16 protein-coding genes are annotated in these 15,212 nt (G+C 54.5%); 11 read left to right on the plus strand and 5 right to left on the minus strand.

All coding sequences use genetic code 11. The annotated features are described in order from the left end of the window. Nucleotides 1-6: 6 nt before the first annotated feature. The 10 genes from VF694_RS11870 to VF694_RS11915 all read left to right on the plus strand — a co-directional run bounded on the left by VF694_RS11870 (nt 7) and on the right by VF694_RS11915 (nt 8,497). Nucleotides 7-783 carry an enoyl-CoA hydratase gene (locus tag VF694_RS11870; protein WP_003804995.1) on the plus strand — a complete coding sequence of 259 codons (777 nt, stop codon included), beginning with the start codon at nt 7-9 and terminating at the stop codon, nt 781-783. A gap of 344 nt (nt 784-1,127) precedes the next feature. Then, the gene (locus tag VF694_RS11875; RefSeq protein WP_003804997.1) at nt 1,128-1,553 is read left to right on the plus strand and encodes an ATP synthase subunit I; all 426 of its coding nucleotides are present in this window, start codon (nt 1,128-1,130) and stop codon (nt 1,551-1,553) included. Nucleotides 1,554-1,609: 56 nt separating this feature from the next. Then, entirely contained in the window at nt 1,610-2,491 is an 882-nt protein-coding gene (gene atpB / locus VF694_RS11880) for a F0F1 ATP synthase subunit A (protein WP_003804999.1), read from the plus strand. 104 nt (nt 2,492-2,595) lie between these two features. After that, nucleotides 2,596-2,838 carry a F0F1 ATP synthase subunit C gene (gene atpE, locus VF694_RS11885; RefSeq protein WP_003805001.1) on the plus strand — a complete coding sequence of 81 codons (243 nt, stop codon included), beginning with the start codon at nt 2,596-2,598 and terminating at the stop codon, nt 2,836-2,838. A gap of 153 nt (nt 2,839-2,991) precedes the next feature. Further along, complete coding sequence (locus VF694_RS11890; RefSeq protein ID WP_003805003.1) at nt 2,992-3,462, plus strand: F0F1 ATP synthase subunit B; 471 nt, start codon at nt 2,992-2,994, stop codon at nt 3,460-3,462. Nucleotides 3,463-3,476: 14 nt separating this feature from the next. Beyond that, nucleotides 3,477-4,016 carry a F0F1 ATP synthase subunit delta gene (locus tag VF694_RS11895; protein WP_003805005.1) on the plus strand — a complete coding sequence of 180 codons (540 nt, stop codon included), beginning with the start codon at nt 3,477-3,479 and terminating at the stop codon, nt 4,014-4,016. A gap of 35 nt (nt 4,017-4,051) precedes the next feature. Beyond that, entirely contained in the window at nt 4,052-5,593 is a 1,542-nt protein-coding gene (atpA, locus tag VF694_RS11900; protein ID WP_003805007.1) for a F0F1 ATP synthase subunit alpha, read from the plus strand. Nucleotides 5,594-5,687: 94 nt separating this feature from the next. Further along, nucleotides 5,688-6,596 carry a F0F1 ATP synthase subunit gamma gene (atpG, locus tag VF694_RS11905; protein WP_003805009.1) on the plus strand — a complete coding sequence of 303 codons (909 nt, stop codon included), beginning with the start codon at nt 5,688-5,690 and terminating at the stop codon, nt 6,594-6,596. Nucleotides 6,597-6,640: 44 nt separating this feature from the next. Next, nucleotides 6,641-8,062, plus strand: coding sequence for a F0F1 ATP synthase subunit beta (gene atpD / locus VF694_RS11910; RefSeq protein WP_003805012.1), 1,422 nt, complete (start codon nt 6,641-6,643; stop codon nt 8,060-8,062). A 12-nt stretch (nt 8,063-8,074) separates the two neighbouring features. Further along, a complete protein-coding gene (locus VF694_RS11915; RefSeq protein WP_003805014.1) occupies nt 8,075-8,497 on the plus strand; it encodes a F0F1 ATP synthase subunit epsilon in 423 nt (140 codons plus the stop codon). Nucleotides 8,498-8,721: 224 nt separating this feature from the next. Here the strand turns inward: VF694_RS11915 and rfbD are convergent, their stop codons facing one another. The 4 genes from rfbD to rfbB are packed head-to-tail and all read right to left on the minus strand — an operon-like array spanning nt 8,722 to nt 12,095. Further along, complete coding sequence (rfbD, locus tag VF694_RS11920) at nt 8,722-9,627, minus strand: dTDP-4-dehydrorhamnose reductase (protein ID WP_415301964.1); 906 nt, start codon at nt 9,625-9,627, stop codon at nt 8,722-8,724. Continuing rightward, nucleotides 9,624-10,163, minus strand: coding sequence for a dTDP-4-dehydrorhamnose 3,5-epimerase (gene rfbC, locus VF694_RS11925; RefSeq protein ID WP_440164443.1), 540 nt, complete (start codon nt 10,161-10,163; stop codon nt 9,624-9,626). Before rfbC ends, rfbD begins: the two co-directional genes overlap by 4 nt. Nucleotide 10,164: 1 nt before the next feature. After that, nucleotides 10,165-10,977, minus strand: coding sequence for a glucose-1-phosphate thymidylyltransferase RfbA (rfbA, locus tag VF694_RS11930; protein WP_230406339.1), 813 nt, complete (start codon nt 10,975-10,977; stop codon nt 10,165-10,167). Between the two features lie 50 nt (nt 10,978-11,027). Next, nucleotides 11,028-12,095, minus strand: a complete 1,068-nt coding sequence (rfbB, locus tag VF694_RS11935) for a dTDP-glucose 4,6-dehydratase (RefSeq protein WP_440164478.1) — start codon at nt 12,093-12,095, stop codon at nt 11,028-11,030. Nucleotides 12,096-12,399: 304 nt separating this feature from the next. On the opposite strand from rfbB, the gene VF694_RS11940 reads away from it, so the two are divergent. Next, the gene (locus VF694_RS11940) at nt 12,400-13,650 is read left to right on the plus strand and encodes an O-antigen ligase family protein (RefSeq protein ID WP_440164445.1); all 1,251 of its coding nucleotides are present in this window, start codon (nt 12,400-12,402) and stop codon (nt 13,648-13,650) included. 1 nt (nt 13,651) lies between these two features. On the opposite strand, the gene VF694_RS11945 is transcribed toward VF694_RS11940, so the two are convergent. Beyond that, the gene (locus VF694_RS11945; RefSeq protein ID WP_426345332.1) at nt 13,652-14,929 is read right to left on the minus strand and encodes an exopolysaccharide biosynthesis polyprenyl glycosylphosphotransferase; all 1,278 of its coding nucleotides are present in this window, start codon (nt 14,927-14,929) and stop codon (nt 13,652-13,654) included. Nucleotides 14,930-15,212: the final 283 nt, after the last annotated feature.

The following is a 15,212-nucleotide window of genomic DNA, read 5'->3' on the forward strand; positions in this document are numbered from 1 at the left end:
GTCAGCATGAACGAACCCTTAGTCAAAGCAGAGGTGCATGGTCGTGTTGCTTTATTGACATTAAATCGGCCCAAGGCTTTGAATGCGCTCAATAACGAGCTGATCGCCGAGTTGTATGCCCTGTTGAAAAAATACGATGCCGACAACGAAATAGGTTGTATCGTGCTGACCGGTAACGAAAAAGCGTTTGCGGCGGGTGCTGACATTGGCGCCATGAAAGACTGGAATTACCACGATGTCAGCTCTCAGGATTATCTGGGAGGCCATTGGGAAGAGCTGCGCCGTTTCCGCAAACCTATCATTGCGGCCGTAGCCGGTTATGCCTTGGGCGGCGGCTGCGAGCTGGCCATGTTGTGTGATTTCATTATTGCGGCCGACTCGGCCCGGTTTGGCCAGCCCGAGATCAAGCTGGGGGTCATCCCCGGCTTTGGTGGGACACAGCGTTTGCCTCGCGCCGTAGGCAAGGCCAAGGCCATGGATCTGATTCTGACCGCTCGCATGATGAATGCCGAAGAGGCCGAGCGCTCGGGTCTGGTATCCCGTGTGGTGCCGGCCGACAAATTGCTGGAAGAGGCACTGGACGCCGCAACCGTTATTGCCAGCATGTCTTTGCCTTCGGTTCTGATGGCCAAGGAATGCGTGAATCGTGCTTTCGAGTCCTCGCTGGAAGAGGGTTTGCTGTTCGAGCGTCGCAATTTCCACGGCCTGTTTGCCACTGACGATCAGAAAGAGGGCATGCGTGCGTTTGTCGAGAAGCGCAAGCCTGAGTTCAAGCACCGCTAAATTTCTCAAAAACCGGTAAAACGGAGGGGTGTGTTGTAAAATTGCTGCACTGCAATGTTACAAAATAAGCGTACCCCTTGATGTCATTGAGATTGCGAATATCAGCCTTGCATTAAGTATCAAACAAGCAAGGCTGAATTTGCTTACAACAAAAAAAAGACGCTATACTTTATGGGTTTGACGACAGCGGCTTTTAAAAGGGGCCGATAATATTGCGCGGATGGATTGGCTAGAAGCCTTTGCAGTGCATCCACCCACACAACGTTATCTGATTGTTTCCTACTATGAGCGAGCCGATTGATCAGCAAACAGGCACCCCAGCCAAGGTGCACCCAGCAGGAGATATGTCGCCCATTCCTGAACCCGTTGTACTGACGCCTGAGCAACGTAGCCGTATGGCTCGCCGGGCAGGGCAAGGAATTGTGCGTACACTTGCTGCCCAGGCTTTTATGGGCCTGTTGGCTATTGTTCTGTCGGCATGGATTTCCGGCGCATCTGCAGCAGCCTCAGCACTGATTGGTGCGGCTGCTTATTTTGTGCCTAACGCATTGTTCGCATTGCGTCTTTTGCTGGGTTTGATGGGCGGCGGCAACGCCGGAGCGCTCTCCTTTTTCTGGGGAGAGGCCTTCAAGCTTGGTTTTGCGGTATTGACACTGGCAACTGCTGCCATGGCAAATACAGGCTGGCTGGTCTGGCCTGCCTTGCTGTTTGGCCTGCTGTGTGTCTTGAAGGGATATGTGCTGCTGCTGTTTTTTCGCAAGCTGCCATAAGGGATTTTTGTTTCACGGGCTTGTCCCATAACGTATACATCACAGGGTAAATACAGATGGCTGCTGCTAGTGATATTTCGCCTCAGTCAGGGTACATCCAGCATCACTTGGTTCACTTGAACAACTTGGGTGAAAAACAGGATGTTCTGGCCAACTTCGGTGTCATCAACTACGACTCCATGTTCTGGTCCCTGCTGATGGGTCTGGTTGTGGTTTTCTTTATGTGGCGTGCTGCTTCGGCCGCTACAGCTGGTGTGCCAGGCCGCTTGCAGTCTTTTGTTGAAATGCTGGTTGACTGGGTTGAAGACCAGGCCAAATCCATTGTTCCCAATGCCGAGTCCCGCAAGTTCGTCTCGCCTCTGGCGCTGACGGTATTCCTGTGGATCGTCATGATGAACGTGCTGGACTTGTTGCCCGTTGACGGTCTGGGCTGGATTTTCATTCAGACTGGTCTGGCTTCCGAGCATGGCGACCCGCTGTACTACCACCGTATTTTGCCAACCGCCGACTTGAACGTGCCTATGGGTATGTCTCTGGGCGTGCTGCTGCTGATGTTCTACTACGGCATCAAGATCAAGCACCCCGGCGGTTTTGTCAAAGAGCTGTTTACTGCACCGTTCACCGCAAGCGGCCTGATGGCTGTCGTGCTTGCACCTTTCAACTTCTTGCTGAACTGCATCGAATACGCGGCCAAGTCTGTGTCTTTGGGGATGCGGTTGTTCGGCAATATGTTTGCCGGTGAACTGGTTTTCATGTTGATCGCTCTGCTGGGTGGCGCATGGACAGGGTTTAATGGCGCCAGCCTGGGACTGGGTATCGGTCACATTCTGGCCGGTTCTGTGTGGGCAATTTTCCACATTCTGATTGTGTTGCTCCAGGCGTTCATCTTCATGATGCTCACCCTTGTCTATATCGGACAAGCACACGAAGGCCATTAATCCGATTCCGACCGGGCAATGGTGTCTGGTTGGGGGGAGCAGGCCTGGCCTGCTAACGCTTTGATTTTTTTGAATTACACCTGATTTTTAACCAAGGAGTTGTCATGACCAACGTAGCTTTCGTTGCTCTTGCTTGCGGTATCATCATCGGTCTGGGCGCTTTTGGCGCTTGCATTGGTATCGCCCTGATGGGTGGTAAATATCTGGAAGCATCGGCTCGTCAGCCTGAACTGATGAACGCTCTGCAAACCAAGATGTTCCTGTTGGCCGGTCTGATCGATGCTGCTTTCCTGATCGGTGTCGGTATCGCCATGTTGTTTGCATTCGCCAACCCATTTGTTGGGTAATAAGGCGAGTCCGTTGCCATTCCTGGCAGACGGGCAGGCAGTCGTCGTTAGCGGTGTGTTGCTCGGTTTGATCATGCACCGCTTGTCGACTTGAACATACATGTGTCAGGACGCTAGCGCCTCCTACACACGTGGTATTGAAGGGATACGACCGTGAATTTAAACGCGACTCTCTTTTTTCAGATGATCGTGTTTTTCGTTTTGGCCTGGTTTACGATGAAATTCGTATGGCCGCCACTGACGAAAGCAATCGATGATCGTCGTCAGAAAATCGCTGATGGTTTGGCTGCTGCTGACAAAGGCAAGGCCGATCTGGCACAGGCCCAAGCGCGTATCAGCCTGATGGAAGCCTCGGCCAAGTCCGACAACCATCAACGTATTGTCGACGCTGAAAAACAAGCGACTGCTCTTTTGGAGCAAGCTCGTCGTGAAGCTGAAGCCGAAAAAGCCCGCATTATTGCGCAGGCCCAGCAAGACGCTAACCAGGAAGTGCAACGCGTACGTGAAGGTCTGCGTAGCGAAGTGGCTGCCTTGGCTGTCAAGGGTGCCGAGCAAATCTTGCGACGCGAAGTTGACGCGAATGCGCACGCCCAGCTGCTCGAGCAGCTCAAGGCAGAACTTTAACATCAAGGCAGGCCATGGCTGAACTATCGACTATTGCCAGACCTTACGCCGAAGCCCTGTTCGCCGCGGTACGCGACGACAGCCAGGGCCTCGAATCGTGGTCGGCCCTGTTGTCCGAAATGGCTCAGGTGGCCGGTCTCCACGATGTGCGCGAGGCACTGAACGATCCGCGCCTGAATAACGGGCAGCGACTCGAACTCTTTACGGGCCTGGTTAAGTCACAGGTCACCGAAAAGGCTCGCAACTTTCTTCAATTGTTGGTGGATAACCAGCGCATCTTGCTGCTGCCACAGATTGCAGAACAGTTTGATCTATTGAAACACCAACTCGAAGGCACGGCGCAGGCACAAATTATCAGTGCTTTCCCGATGGCTGAGGCTCAGGTTGCTGAGCTGACCGCTGGGCTGGAGAAAAAGTTTGGCCTGAAGCTAAAACCGACTGTGACCGTCGACGCTGACCTTATCGGCGGTATTCGGGTAATTGTTGGTGACCAGGTGCTCGACACTTCCGTGCAGGCCCGGCTGGCCAGCATGCGCGATACGCTGACCGCATAGCGCGAGTCAGTAAACAGGATTTCAGGAGTCTGAACATGCAACTTAATCCGTCCGAGATCAGCGAACTGCTCAAGAGCCGCATCGAAGGCCTGGGTGCGTCGACTGACGTTCGTACACAAGGCACGGTCGTATCCGTGACCGACGGTATTACGCGCATCCACGGTTTGTCCGATGTGATGCAGGGCGAAATGCTCGAATTTCCGAACAACACGTTCGGTCTGGCCCTTAACCTCGAGCGCGACTCTGTCGGCGCCGTGATTCTGGGTGAATACACCGGTGTTTCCGAAGGCGACGCAGTTAAAACAACTGGCCGCATTCTGGAAGTACCTGTTGGCCCCGAACTGCTGGGTCGTGTGGTTGATACCCTGGGTATGCCTATCGACGGCAAGGGCCCGATCAACGCCAAGATGACGGACGTCATCGAGAAAGTGGCTCCTGGCGTTATTGCCCGTGAGTCCGTCTCCCAGCCCATGCAGACCGGCACCAAAGCCGTGGACTCCATGGTGCCAATCGGCCGTGGTCAGCGCGAACTGATCATTGGTGACCGTCAGACCGGTAAAACTGCCGTGGCTGTGGACACCATCATTGCTCAAAAGGGCAATGGCGTTAAATGTATTTACGTTGCCGTGGGCCAAAAAGCCTCCACGATCAACAACGTGGTGCGCAAGCTCGAAGAGCACGGTGCTCTGGAGTACACGATTGTTGTGGCCGCCTCGGCTTCCGAGTCCGCCGCCATGCAATACCTGGCTCCTTACTCCGGTTGCACCATGGGCGAATACTTCCGTGATCGTGGCGAAGACGCCCTGATCATTTATGACGACTTGACCAAGCAAGCTTGGGCCTACCGTCAAGTATCCCTGTTGCTGCGTCGCCCACCAGGCCGTGAAGCCTACCCTGGCGACGTGTTCTACCTGCACTCCCGTCTGCTCGAGCGTGCTGCTCGTGTGAACGCCGAGTACGTGGAAAAATTCACCAACGGTGAAGTGAAAGGCAAGACCGGTTCTCTGACCGCACTGCCCATCATTGAAACGCAAGCCGGTGACGTTTCCGCTTTCGTTCCAACCAACGTGATTTCGATTACTGACGGTCAGATCTTCCTGGAGTCCGACCTGTTCAACGCTGGTGTACGTCCCGCTATTAACGCCGGTATTTCGGTGTCCCGTGTGGGTGGCGCTGCTCAAACCAAGGTCATCAAGAAACTGTCCGGCGGTATTCGTACCGACTTGGCTCAGTACCGTGAATTGGCTGCGTTTGCTCAGTTTGCTTCCGACCTGGACGACGCAACCCGTCGCCAGCTGGAGCGTGGTAAGCGCGTGGTCGAACTGCTCAAGCAGCCCCAGTACCAGCCTCTGGCGGTGTGGGAACTGGCCGTGAGCCTGTACGCTGTGAACAACGGTTACTTCGACGATCTGGAAGTCGCTCAGGTTCTGCCTTTCGAAAAAGGCCTGAAAGATCACCTGCGCAGCAAGTTCGCTGCTCTGGTTGAGCGTATCGAAAGCAAGAAGGAACTGGTTAAAGAAGACGAGGCTGAGTTGGTTACAGCCATCCAGGACTTCAAAAAGCACGGCGCTTTCTAATCATTGTTGGCAGGCGCCGGAAACCCCGGCGTCATGATTAGCGGGAGTCGACAACCTAGTCGGGCTCCCGATAATGCCCTTACAGGAAAGTGTGATGGCCGGAATCAAGGAAATTCGTACTAAGATCAAGAGCGTGCAAAACACGTCCAAGATCACCAAAGCCATGGAGATGGTGGCGGCATCCAAGATGCGCAAGGCGCAAGAGCGGATGCGTGCTGGCCGTCCCTATGCAGATAAGGTGCGCGAGATTGCTTCGCATCTGATGCAGGCGCACCCCGACTACACTCACCCCTACATGGTTGAGCCCGCCGAAGTCAAATCGGTAGGTATCGTGGTTGTCAGCACGGACAAAGGTCTGTGTGGCGGCCTGAACACCAATATTCTGCGTCTGGTACTTGCGCGTGTTCGCGAGTTTGAAGACAAAGGTATTAAAGTTCAGACGACGGCTCTGGGTGGTAAAGCCGCGGGAACATTGGCGCGTGTGGGTGCCAATCTGGTTTCTCAGGAAGTGGGTTTGGGCGATGCGCCTAACCTGGAACGTCTGATTGGCGCTATCAAGGTGCAGATCGACGACTTCGTGGAAGGCCGCATTGATGCTGTTTATCTGGCGACCAGCCGCTTTGTCAATACGATGAAGCAGGACCCAACATTTATTCGCTTGTTGCCTCTGCCTTCCGGTCTGAAAGATCCTTTCCAGGCTGGTGATCAGGTAGTCGCTCAAGAAAGCGTCAACTCTTCCGAATACGGTTGGGATTACATCTACGAACCCGATGCCAAGTCGGTTATTGATGACTTGTTGCTGCGTTACGTAGAGGGTCTGGTGTATCAGGCCGTTGCCGAGAACATGGCCTCCGAGCAGTCTGCTCGTATGGTGGCGATGAAAGCCGCTTCGGACAACGCCAAGACCGTTATTGCCGATCTTCAGCTGGTCTATAACAAGACTCGCCAGGCAGCGATTACGAAAGAAATCTCTGAAATCGTGGGGGGTGCCGCCGCTGTGTAATCACGGCAAGGCACACCATCAAAGTTATATTGCAAGGACTCAACATGAGCAACGGTACCATCGTTCAGTGCATCGGCGCCGTGGTGGATATTCAGTTCCCCCGCGACAGCATCCCTAAAGTCTACGAAGCATTGACGCTCGTTGACGAAAGTTCGGCTTTCGCAGAAAAAGGCCTGACTTTTGAAGTACAGCAACAATTGGGTGACGGTGTAGTTCGCACCATCGCCATGGGTTCCAGCGACGGCCTGCGCCGCGGTATGGAAGTGGCCGGTTCGGGCGCTCCCATCTCCGTTCCCGTGGGTGTTGGCACCCTGGGTCGCATTATGGACGTTCTGGGTCGCCCCATTGACGAAGTCGGTCCTATCCAGTCCGACGAGCGTCGCGCCATTCACCAGCCTGCACCTACTTTCGACGAACTGTCGCCTTCCGTAGAGCTGCTGGAAACCGGTATTAAGGTGATTGACCTGGTTTGCCCGTTTGCCAAGGGTGGTAAGGTTGGTCTGTTCGGTGGTGCTGGTGTGGGCAAGACCGTGAACATGCTGGAGCTGATCAACAACATCGCCAAGGCACACAGCGGTCTGTCCGTGTTTGCCGGTGTGGGTGAGCGTACCCGTGAAGGTAACGACTTCTACCACGAAATGGCCGATGCTGGCGTTATCCAGATGGACAACCTGAGCGAGTCCAAAGTGGCCATGGTGTTCGGTCAGATGAACGAACCTCCAGGCAACCGTCTGCGTGTGGCACTGTCCGGCCTGACCATGGCCGAGAAGTTCCGTGACGAAGGCCGTGACATCCTGTTCTTTGTGGACAACATCTACCGCTACACGCTGGCCGGTACCGAAGTGTCCGCTCTGCTGGGTCGTATGCCTTCCGCAGTGGGTTACCAGCCTACGCTGGCCGAGGAAATGGGTAAGCTGCAAGAGCGCATTACCTCCACCAAGACCGGTTCGATTACGTCCATTCAGGCCGTTTACGTTCCAGCCGATGACTTGACTGACCCATCGCCTGCTACGACCTTCTTGCACTTGGACTCCACCGTTGTGTTGTCGCGTGACATTGCTGCTCTGGGTATTTACCCCGCTGTGGACCCTCTGGACTCCACCAGCCGTCAGCTTGATCCACAAATCGTGGGTGAAGAGCACTACGCAGTGGCTCGCGGTGTTCAGCAAACGCTGCAGCGCTACAAGGAACTGCGCGATATTATCGCCATTCTGGGTATGGACGAATTGTCTCCTGAAGACAAACAGGCCGTTGCCCGCGCCCGTAAGATCCAGCGCTTCCTGTCTCAGCCTTTCCACGTGGCTGAAGTGTTTACCGGTTCGCCTGGTAAGTACGTTCCACTGGCTGAAACCCTGCGTGGCTTCAAGATGATCGTCGACGGCGAGTGTGATGCTCTGCCAGAACAGGCGTTCTACATGGTCGGTTCCATCGACGAGGCTTTCGAAAAAGCCAAGACTATTCAGTAATAAGGATTGCTCATGGCTAAGCTTCATGTTGACGTGGTCAGTGCCGAAGAATCGATCTTTGCTGGTGAGGCAAAGTTCGTGGCGCTGCCCGGCGAGGCTGGAGAATTGGGTATTTTGCCCGGTCACACTCCCCTGATCTCGCGGATTCGTCCCGGCACGCTGAAGATCGTTATGGACGATGGCAGCGAAGAGCACATCTTTGTCGCTGGCGGCATACTCGAGGTTCAGCCTGGGAAAGTCACTGTATTGTCGGATACCGCGATTCGCGCACACGACTTGGATGAAGCAAAGGCGCTGGAAGCCCGCAAACATGCGGAAGAGGCCCTGCGCAACACCAAGGACAAGGCCGATATCGCTGTTGTGGAAGCCGAGCTGGCCATGCTGGCCGCTCAGGCAGCCGCAGCACGTCGTTTGCGTGACGTGCGCAAGCACTGATCCAGACATCGGCAGTGTCTGAGAAAAAGCCACCCCCAGGGGTGGCTTTTTTGTGTCTGGAGGGGGCTCAGAGGGGCAGCAGCGATCACACTGACAATGATGCTGATTGCCCCGCTGGGTGAGAAGAGATGGGGGCTTTTAATTCGAATCTGGCGTACAAGCCTAGGCTTGGTCTTGTTGTCTGCCTGGTTTGAGTTGCTCAGACAGGGTGTTTCATGCCCGGGTTAGCGGGCTTTTTGCAGAAAAAAAAGGCTGTGTTCAATTCCCTTGCGCCAGTCTCTTTCTATAGTGTCCTTGCCTAGCAGGGCGTCTACACGGTCTTGCTGCAGTCCTGATTGGGCAGGTCGTCGGGCAGGTGTCGGGTAGTGGCTGGCCGGGATGGGGGTGAGTGTCGGCGCGGTGCCCAGCAAGCCCAGCTTGACCGCTTGTCCAATGATTTCCTGGGCGAAACCGTACCAGCTGATGCAGGGAAGGCCAGAGAAATGGACAATGCCTGTAAGCGGTAACGAGCCTGTGTCTGAACTTGATGCAAGCAGCCTTTCTGCCAGCTGCAAGACGATCCGCGCCAGATGGGGGGCATAGGTCGGACCGCTTGTTTGATCATCTACGAGGCTCAATTCCGAGCGTTCCTGAGCAAGCGTCAACAGACGAGTCAGAAAGTTGTTCCCAAATGGGCTGAAAACCCGGCTGGTACGCAAAATGAGGGCCGAGGGCAGGGCGCGCAGAACGGCTTGTTCCCCTTCTCGTTTGCTATGTCCATAGACACTGATAGGGTTGGTCGGCGCGTCTTCCGCATATGGCTGAGCGGCCAGACCATCAAAAACATAATCGGTGGAAAGGTGCAGCATCTGAATACCGCGCTCGGCACAGACCGACGCCATCAAGCCCGGAGCGATCGCGTTGACTCGGTATGCCCGTTCGACATCGGTTTCAGCGTTGTCTACCGCGGTGTAGGCGGCAGCGTTGATCACGATATCTGCCTGGTGGCGATCCAGGGCGCGTTCAAGACAGGCGCGTTGCGTGACGTCGAGTTCCTGATGCCCCAAAGATATGAGGTGCAAGTGGGTGGCTTGCTGGGTGAGTGCTTGACCGAGTTGGCCGTGCCCACCGCTGATCAAAATCCTGGTCATGGCTGCAGAAATTGCTCCAATCCCGGGTGCATTTTGTCTTTGGCAGACAGGATGGGGTTCGGAATGGGCCAGTCGATGCCCAACCGTGGGCAGTCCCAGGCCAGCCCACCTTCATCGTCGGGTCGATAGTAGTCCGTACATTTATAGCTGACATCCGCCTCGGCACTGAGCACACAATAACCGTGCGCATAGCCAGGCGGGACCCACAGCTGTTTGTGATTGTCCTGGCTGAGTTCTACGCCAAGATGGTGTCCGAATGTGCTGGAGTGGGGGTCTATATCAACGACGACATCAAATATGGCACCGCGCGTAACGCCAATCAGCTTGCCTTGAGGCCTGGTCTTTTGAAAATGCAGTCCTCGTAGAACGCAGGCCCTGGAGCAGGACTGATTGTCCTGTACAAAGACACTGTCAATGCCGGCCAGCGTTTGATAGCGAGCCGCATTAAAGCTTTCCTTGAAATAGCCTCGCTCGTCGTGAAAGACGCGCGGCTCAATAATCAGAACGCCGGGTAAAGAGGTGGGATGAATGTGCATATCATGGGTGCAGCAAGCGGGCCAGATATTGCCCGTAGCCTGTTTTTTCCAAGGCCTGGGCCTGGGCCTGCAGAGCGGATCTGGGTAACCAGCCCTGATTGAAAGCAATTTCTTCCAGACAAGCCACTTTCAGGCCTTGACGGTGTTCAATGGTACGAATAAACGAGCCCGCCTCCATCAAACTTTCGTGAGTGCCTGAGTCCAGCCACGCAAAGCCACGCCCGAGTATGGAGACATGTAGCGCATTCAAACGGAGATAGGCGTTGTTGATGTCGGTAATTTCCAGCTCGCCGCGAGCCGATGGGGTGACTTGGCGGGCTAGGTCCACGACCCGATTATCGTAAAAATACAGGCCGGTAACGGCAAGGTGAGATTTGGGCACCATCGGCTTTTCTTCAATCGACAGGGCTTTGCCTTCTGCATCTATTTCTACAACGCCAAAGCTTTCCGGATTGTTGACGGGATAGCCGAAAATGGTGGCGCCTTCAGCGCGGCTGCGGGCGGTGCGCAGCATTTGGCTAAAGCCATAGCCGTAGAAAATATTGTCGCCCAGAATCAGGCAGACGGACTCCTTGCCGATAAAGTCCGCTCCGATCAGAAAGGCCTGAGCCAGACCGTCTGGTGAGGCCTGCTCAGCGTAGGAAAGTGTTATGCCAAAGCGGGAGCCATCACCTAGCAGGCTCTGGAAATTAGGCCGATCTTCTGGGGTGCAGATAATCAGAATCTCCCGTATTTCCGCAAGCATGAGTACGGATAAGGGATAGTAGATCATCGGCTTGTCGTAGACAGGCAGTAAGTGCTTGGACACACCCATCGTAATCGGATGCAGGCGTGTACCTGAGCCCCCCGCCAAAACAATTCCTTTCACACCTGTTTTCCCAGACGGTCCAGACGGTAGGCGCCGCTTAGGATGCGTTCCCACCAGGACGTGTTTTCAAGATACCAGCGTACGGTTTTGCGCAGGCCCGTCTCTATGCTTTCTTGAGCCTGCCAACCAAGCTCCCGCCTTATTTTACTGGCATCAATGGCATAGCGCTGATCGTGACCGGGCCGATCCTCGACAAACGTAATCAGGTCTGAATAAGGGGCCAGGCCTGCCGGTTTGCGAGGGCAAAGCTCCTCAAGAATGGAGCAGATCGTCTGTACTACCTCCAGATTTCTCCGTTCCTGGTTTCCCCCGATGTTATAAGTCTGACCTATCTTTCCCCGTGTGGCCACGGCGATCAGGGCACGCACATGGTCCTCGACGTACAGCCAGTCGCGTACTTGGTCTCCTTGCCCATACACCGGTAAGGCTTGGCCTTTAAGGGCACTGAGCACCATATGGGGAATCAGTTTTTCCGGAAATTGATAGGGGCCATAGTTGTTGGAACAGTTGCTGATGACGACCGGCAGGCCATAGCTGCGATGCCAGGCCCGCACCAGATGGTCGGAGCTGGCTTTGCTGGCCGAATAAGGGGAACTGGGGTTATAGGCGGTCGTCTCGGTAAAGAGCGCATCCGTTTTGCCCAGATCACCATAGACCTCGTCCGTGGAAACGTGATGAAAGCGAAAATGCGGCTTGTCTCGCGTGCTCAGTCCTTCCCAATACTGGCGACTTTGCTCAAGCAAGGTGTAGGTGCCCACGATATTGGTTTGAATGAACTGGGCAGGTCCGTCGATAGAGCGGTCAACATGTGACTCTGCAGCTAGGTGTATGATGAGGTCGGGCTGAAACTGCTGAATCTGCGAGCCAAGTGCTGCGGCGTCGCAGATGTCTGTTTGGGAGAACTGGTACCTAGCGCTGTTAGCGACACAAGCCAGCGACTCCAGGTTGCCGGCGTAGGTCAGCTTATCAAGATTCAGTACGGTGTGACCGCTGTGCTTGATTATATGGCGAATGAGCGCGGAGCCAATGAAGCCTGCACCGCCGGTGACGAGAATGTGCATGATATGTTGATTTCGGATAATTCGGATGGACGGTGCTCCTAAGCTGCGCTTCTATCCGGACTATGGCGTTACTGGATCGACCGTAGTAGTGTGTCATGTTATTAGCGGAAACCACGACGAGTCAGATTTAAACTGCCACGCCAGAGAAGTTCTGTTACAATTTAATACCTGCTTTAACACGCGTCCCTCTTTCTTTCGCATAGTAGTTTTAGCATGACAACAAGCCAATGCGAACACTCAGCAGTCTGGGCTAGTTTCGCCCGAATAACGGACCATACCAACCCGAACAATTGAATATTCTTAATCTATGGCTTTAGCATCCCTTTTTTCCCGCGAGGGCCATCGTGTTACATCGGTATTGGTGTTTCTGTTCCTCGCCAGTCTTCTGTCCACAAAAAGCGGCTACTCTTATGTGCTGGGCGTGTTGTCGTTGTACTCGCTTTGGCAGTTGAAAGGGCCACATATTTCGTTTAAGCGTTCGGAAGTTTGGGTAATGGTCTGGATGGGCTTGTTTGTGCTGGTGGGGGGCATTGCCGCAGCCTGGCACGGAGACCCTGCAGACGCTTACGAAGTGCCGGCCAAGTTTGCCTTGGGCATAGTGTTGATCCAATGCTGTATGAAGCAGCCACCCCAGCCGGCGGCGCTTTGGTCGGGGCTGGTGGTAGGAGCAATTAGCGGACTGGTGCTCGCCTATTGGAAAATGGTTCAGTCCGGCGAATTTAAGGCCTACGGTTACACCGGGGCTATTCAGTTCGGCAACCTAGCTTTAACCATGGGCGTGATCCTGATCATAGGATTGTGTTGGGCGCTTTGCCAGCGCTGCGCTCATCGTCGGCTCTGGATTGTGGCACTGGCTGCAGGGGCTACCTGCGGTCTGCTGGGCTCGTATTTTTCGGGCACCCGGGGCGGTTGGGTTGCTATTCCTGTCTTCCTGATGCTGTTTCTGGTAGCTTTTCTGCGACGTGGTAATTTATTGTCTTGCTTGCTGGTGTTTGCAGCGATCGTGGCTTCTGGGGCCGCTGTTACGCTGTATTCCCCATTGGTGCAGGAACGCATACAGGAAGTGTCCCAAGATCTGGCGGAGTATCAAAACGAGGGGGCTGCCAGTTCGGGTTCGTTGGGCGCACGTTTTGCGATTTGGCACACGTCGTTGGAACTTTTGAAGGAAAAACCAATTCTTGGCTGGGGAGAGGTGCACTTTCGCAAGGAGCTGCGTGAACGTGCTGAAGCGGGTTTACTAGGCCGGGTTCCAGCCAGCTTGGCAAATACGCACAACACCTTCCTGGAAGTATGGGTAAGATACGGGGGGCTTGCTTTACTGGCGCTGACTGGGGTGATAATCAGCTCGGCTTGGCATTTTCTGAGGTATCTGCGCCATCCCGATACTATTGTGCGCAGCTACGCTTTGGCAGGCGTTTGCTTGATCCTGGGCTACGTCGTGTACAGCCAGAGTCAGGTTATGCTCATACGCAACAACACGTTGATGTTCTTTTTATTGATGCTAGCGGTATTAATGGGGCTGCTGAGCCAGCGCTGCTTGCTCTTGGAGCAGCGCTGACTTAGCGTGCGCCAAATCCTGTTAGCACCGTGCGCGCCGTCAGCAGCAGTATGTAGATGTCCAGATAGATCGAAGCGTGCTTGATATAGTAGAAATCGTGCTCGATTTTTGCCTGTGTATCGCTTTCGTCTGCCGCGTAGCCGTAGCGCACTTGAGCCCATCCGGTAATGCCGGGCTTTATGACATGGCGGTACGTATAAAACGGTAGGGTTTTGTCGAACTGTTCCACGAACTCGGGCTGCTCCGGTCGAGGGCCGATAATAGCCATTTCCCCCTTAAGTACATTCAGTAATTGGGGGAGTTCGTCAATACGCAGTTTGCGGATGATGTGGCCTACCCGAGTGATGCGTTGGTCGTCTGTTTGGGCAAAACGGGCCTCTTTTTGTAGGCACGCCTCGGTCCTCATGCTGCGAAATTTATAGATGCGAAAAGGCTGATTGCCTCGGCCAATCCGCATTTGTGTGTAAAAAATAGGGCCTGGGCTATCAAGTCGTATGCATAGTGCGGTGATCAACACTAGCGGCAGCAACAACGGCAGGGCCAAGATGACCATGCAGAAGTCCAGCAATGTCTTCAGTCGTTCGTAGCCACGCGATGGCAGCAGGGCGCCCAGGTTGTTGTCCGCCATGCGCACTAGGCGCACGCGGCCTGTAATGGCCTCGTACATAGCTCGTGCGTCGTAAACCGCAATGCCGTTCAGAACGCACTGAGTAATGAAGCGTTGCCATGTGCTGTCGAGGCCGTTGAAGTCAGCCACTACCGCGTCGTAGCGCACTCCGGCCAGATTTGGGGCGCTCAGCACTCGGGAGTCGATCTCGCCCAAGTGAATCAGCTCATTGGCCATGCCGCCTGGAATGATGGCGATCTTCGCTCTAAGATAACGCTTGGTAAGCAGGTGTTCAGCAATGAACCAATTGATGCTGATGAATGTACTGGCAAATAGCATGTACCGGGACAGCTCGATGCGCAGGAATAAGGTGGTCAGTGCTCCAGCCAAGTAGATAAACAAGACATTCGAGATAATAAGGCCCATGCTTTGCCCACCCGGATAATTGTTCACCGTGCGGGAAATGCTTACATAACACATCAGTAGACAAACAGAGGCAAGAGTGATTGCCGTCCAGCGTCCTGGATCCTTGGCCTCCCAGAAGGGGTGGCCCCAGTACACGGTGGCCGGGATGGCCACGGTCAGAAGCCATCCGCATAGGAACGAGAAAGTGCGCGAAAGCAGGATCTGTTCGTGGAGCCGGGTGTAGCGTCTAGTGTGCAAATGGGTCATAAGAAGTGTTAAGCAGGCGGTGGCAAAGTTTACACGACTTGACCCGCCTTGGACGTTGAACCGGGTATGCGCTCTTGCTGCGCGGAAAAGGCTTAGGGGGACTTAGAACAATGTGTAGGCTCTTGGGGCTTACGATACGCTAATCCCTTCGTAAAAATAGGAGATTTTTCCGGATGCGGTTAAGCATATGACGGTTTTCTTGCAAGGCAATGTAGTGATCTGGCTGCGTTGTTTTATTGCACTGCACGGCTGGCTGTCATGGGACGTTGTGTTACAAACATAG

It is taken from the genome of Alcaligenes sp. Lyrl_28, assembly GCF_051948705.1.
GTDB classification, from domain to species: Bacteria; Pseudomonadota; Gammaproteobacteria; order Burkholderiales; family Burkholderiaceae_B; genus Alcaligenes; species Alcaligenes ammonioxydans.

What these genes read in the sequence shown, in the direction of transcription:
- rfbD (WP_415301964.1), bottom strand. Translation starts at nt 9,627, where the DNA reads ATGACCAGGATTTTGATCAGCGGTGGGCACGGCCAACTCGGTCAAGCA.
- VF694_RS11940 (WP_440164445.1), top strand. Translation starts at nt 12,400, where the DNA reads ATGGCTTTAGCATCCCTTTTTTCCCGCGAGGGCCATCGTGTTACATCG.
- VF694_RS11870 (WP_003804995.1), top strand. Translation starts at nt 7, where the DNA reads ATGAACGAACCCTTAGTCAAAGCAGAGGTGCATGGTCGTGTTGCTTTA.
- VF694_RS11875 (WP_003804997.1), top strand. Translation starts at nt 1,128, where the DNA reads ATGTCGCCCATTCCTGAACCCGTTGTACTGACGCCTGAGCAACGTAGC.
- atpE (WP_003805001.1), top strand. Translation starts at nt 2,596, where the DNA reads ATGACCAACGTAGCTTTCGTTGCTCTTGCTTGCGGTATCATCATCGGT.
- rfbA (WP_230406339.1), bottom strand. Translation starts at nt 10,977, where the DNA reads ATGGGTGTGTCCAAGCACTTACTGCCTGTCTACGACAAGCCGATGATC.
- atpD (WP_003805012.1), top strand. Translation starts at nt 6,641, where the DNA reads ATGAGCAACGGTACCATCGTTCAGTGCATCGGCGCCGTGGTGGATATT.
- rfbC (WP_440164443.1), bottom strand. Translation starts at nt 10,163, where the DNA reads ATGCACATTCATCCCACCTCTTTACCCGGCGTTCTGATTATTGAGCCG.
- atpB (WP_003804999.1), top strand. Translation starts at nt 1,610, where the DNA reads ATGGCTGCTGCTAGTGATATTTCGCCTCAGTCAGGGTACATCCAGCAT.
- atpA (WP_003805007.1), top strand. Translation starts at nt 4,052, where the DNA reads ATGCAACTTAATCCGTCCGAGATCAGCGAACTGCTCAAGAGCCGCATC.
- VF694_RS11915 (WP_003805014.1), top strand. Translation starts at nt 8,075, where the DNA reads ATGGCTAAGCTTCATGTTGACGTGGTCAGTGCCGAAGAATCGATCTTT.
- VF694_RS11895 (WP_003805005.1), top strand. Translation starts at nt 3,477, where the DNA reads ATGGCTGAACTATCGACTATTGCCAGACCTTACGCCGAAGCCCTGTTC.
- VF694_RS11945 (WP_426345332.1), bottom strand. Translation starts at nt 14,929, where the DNA reads ATGACCCATTTGCACACTAGACGCTACACCCGGCTCCACGAACAGATC.
- atpG (WP_003805009.1), top strand. Translation starts at nt 5,688, where the DNA reads ATGGCCGGAATCAAGGAAATTCGTACTAAGATCAAGAGCGTGCAAAAC.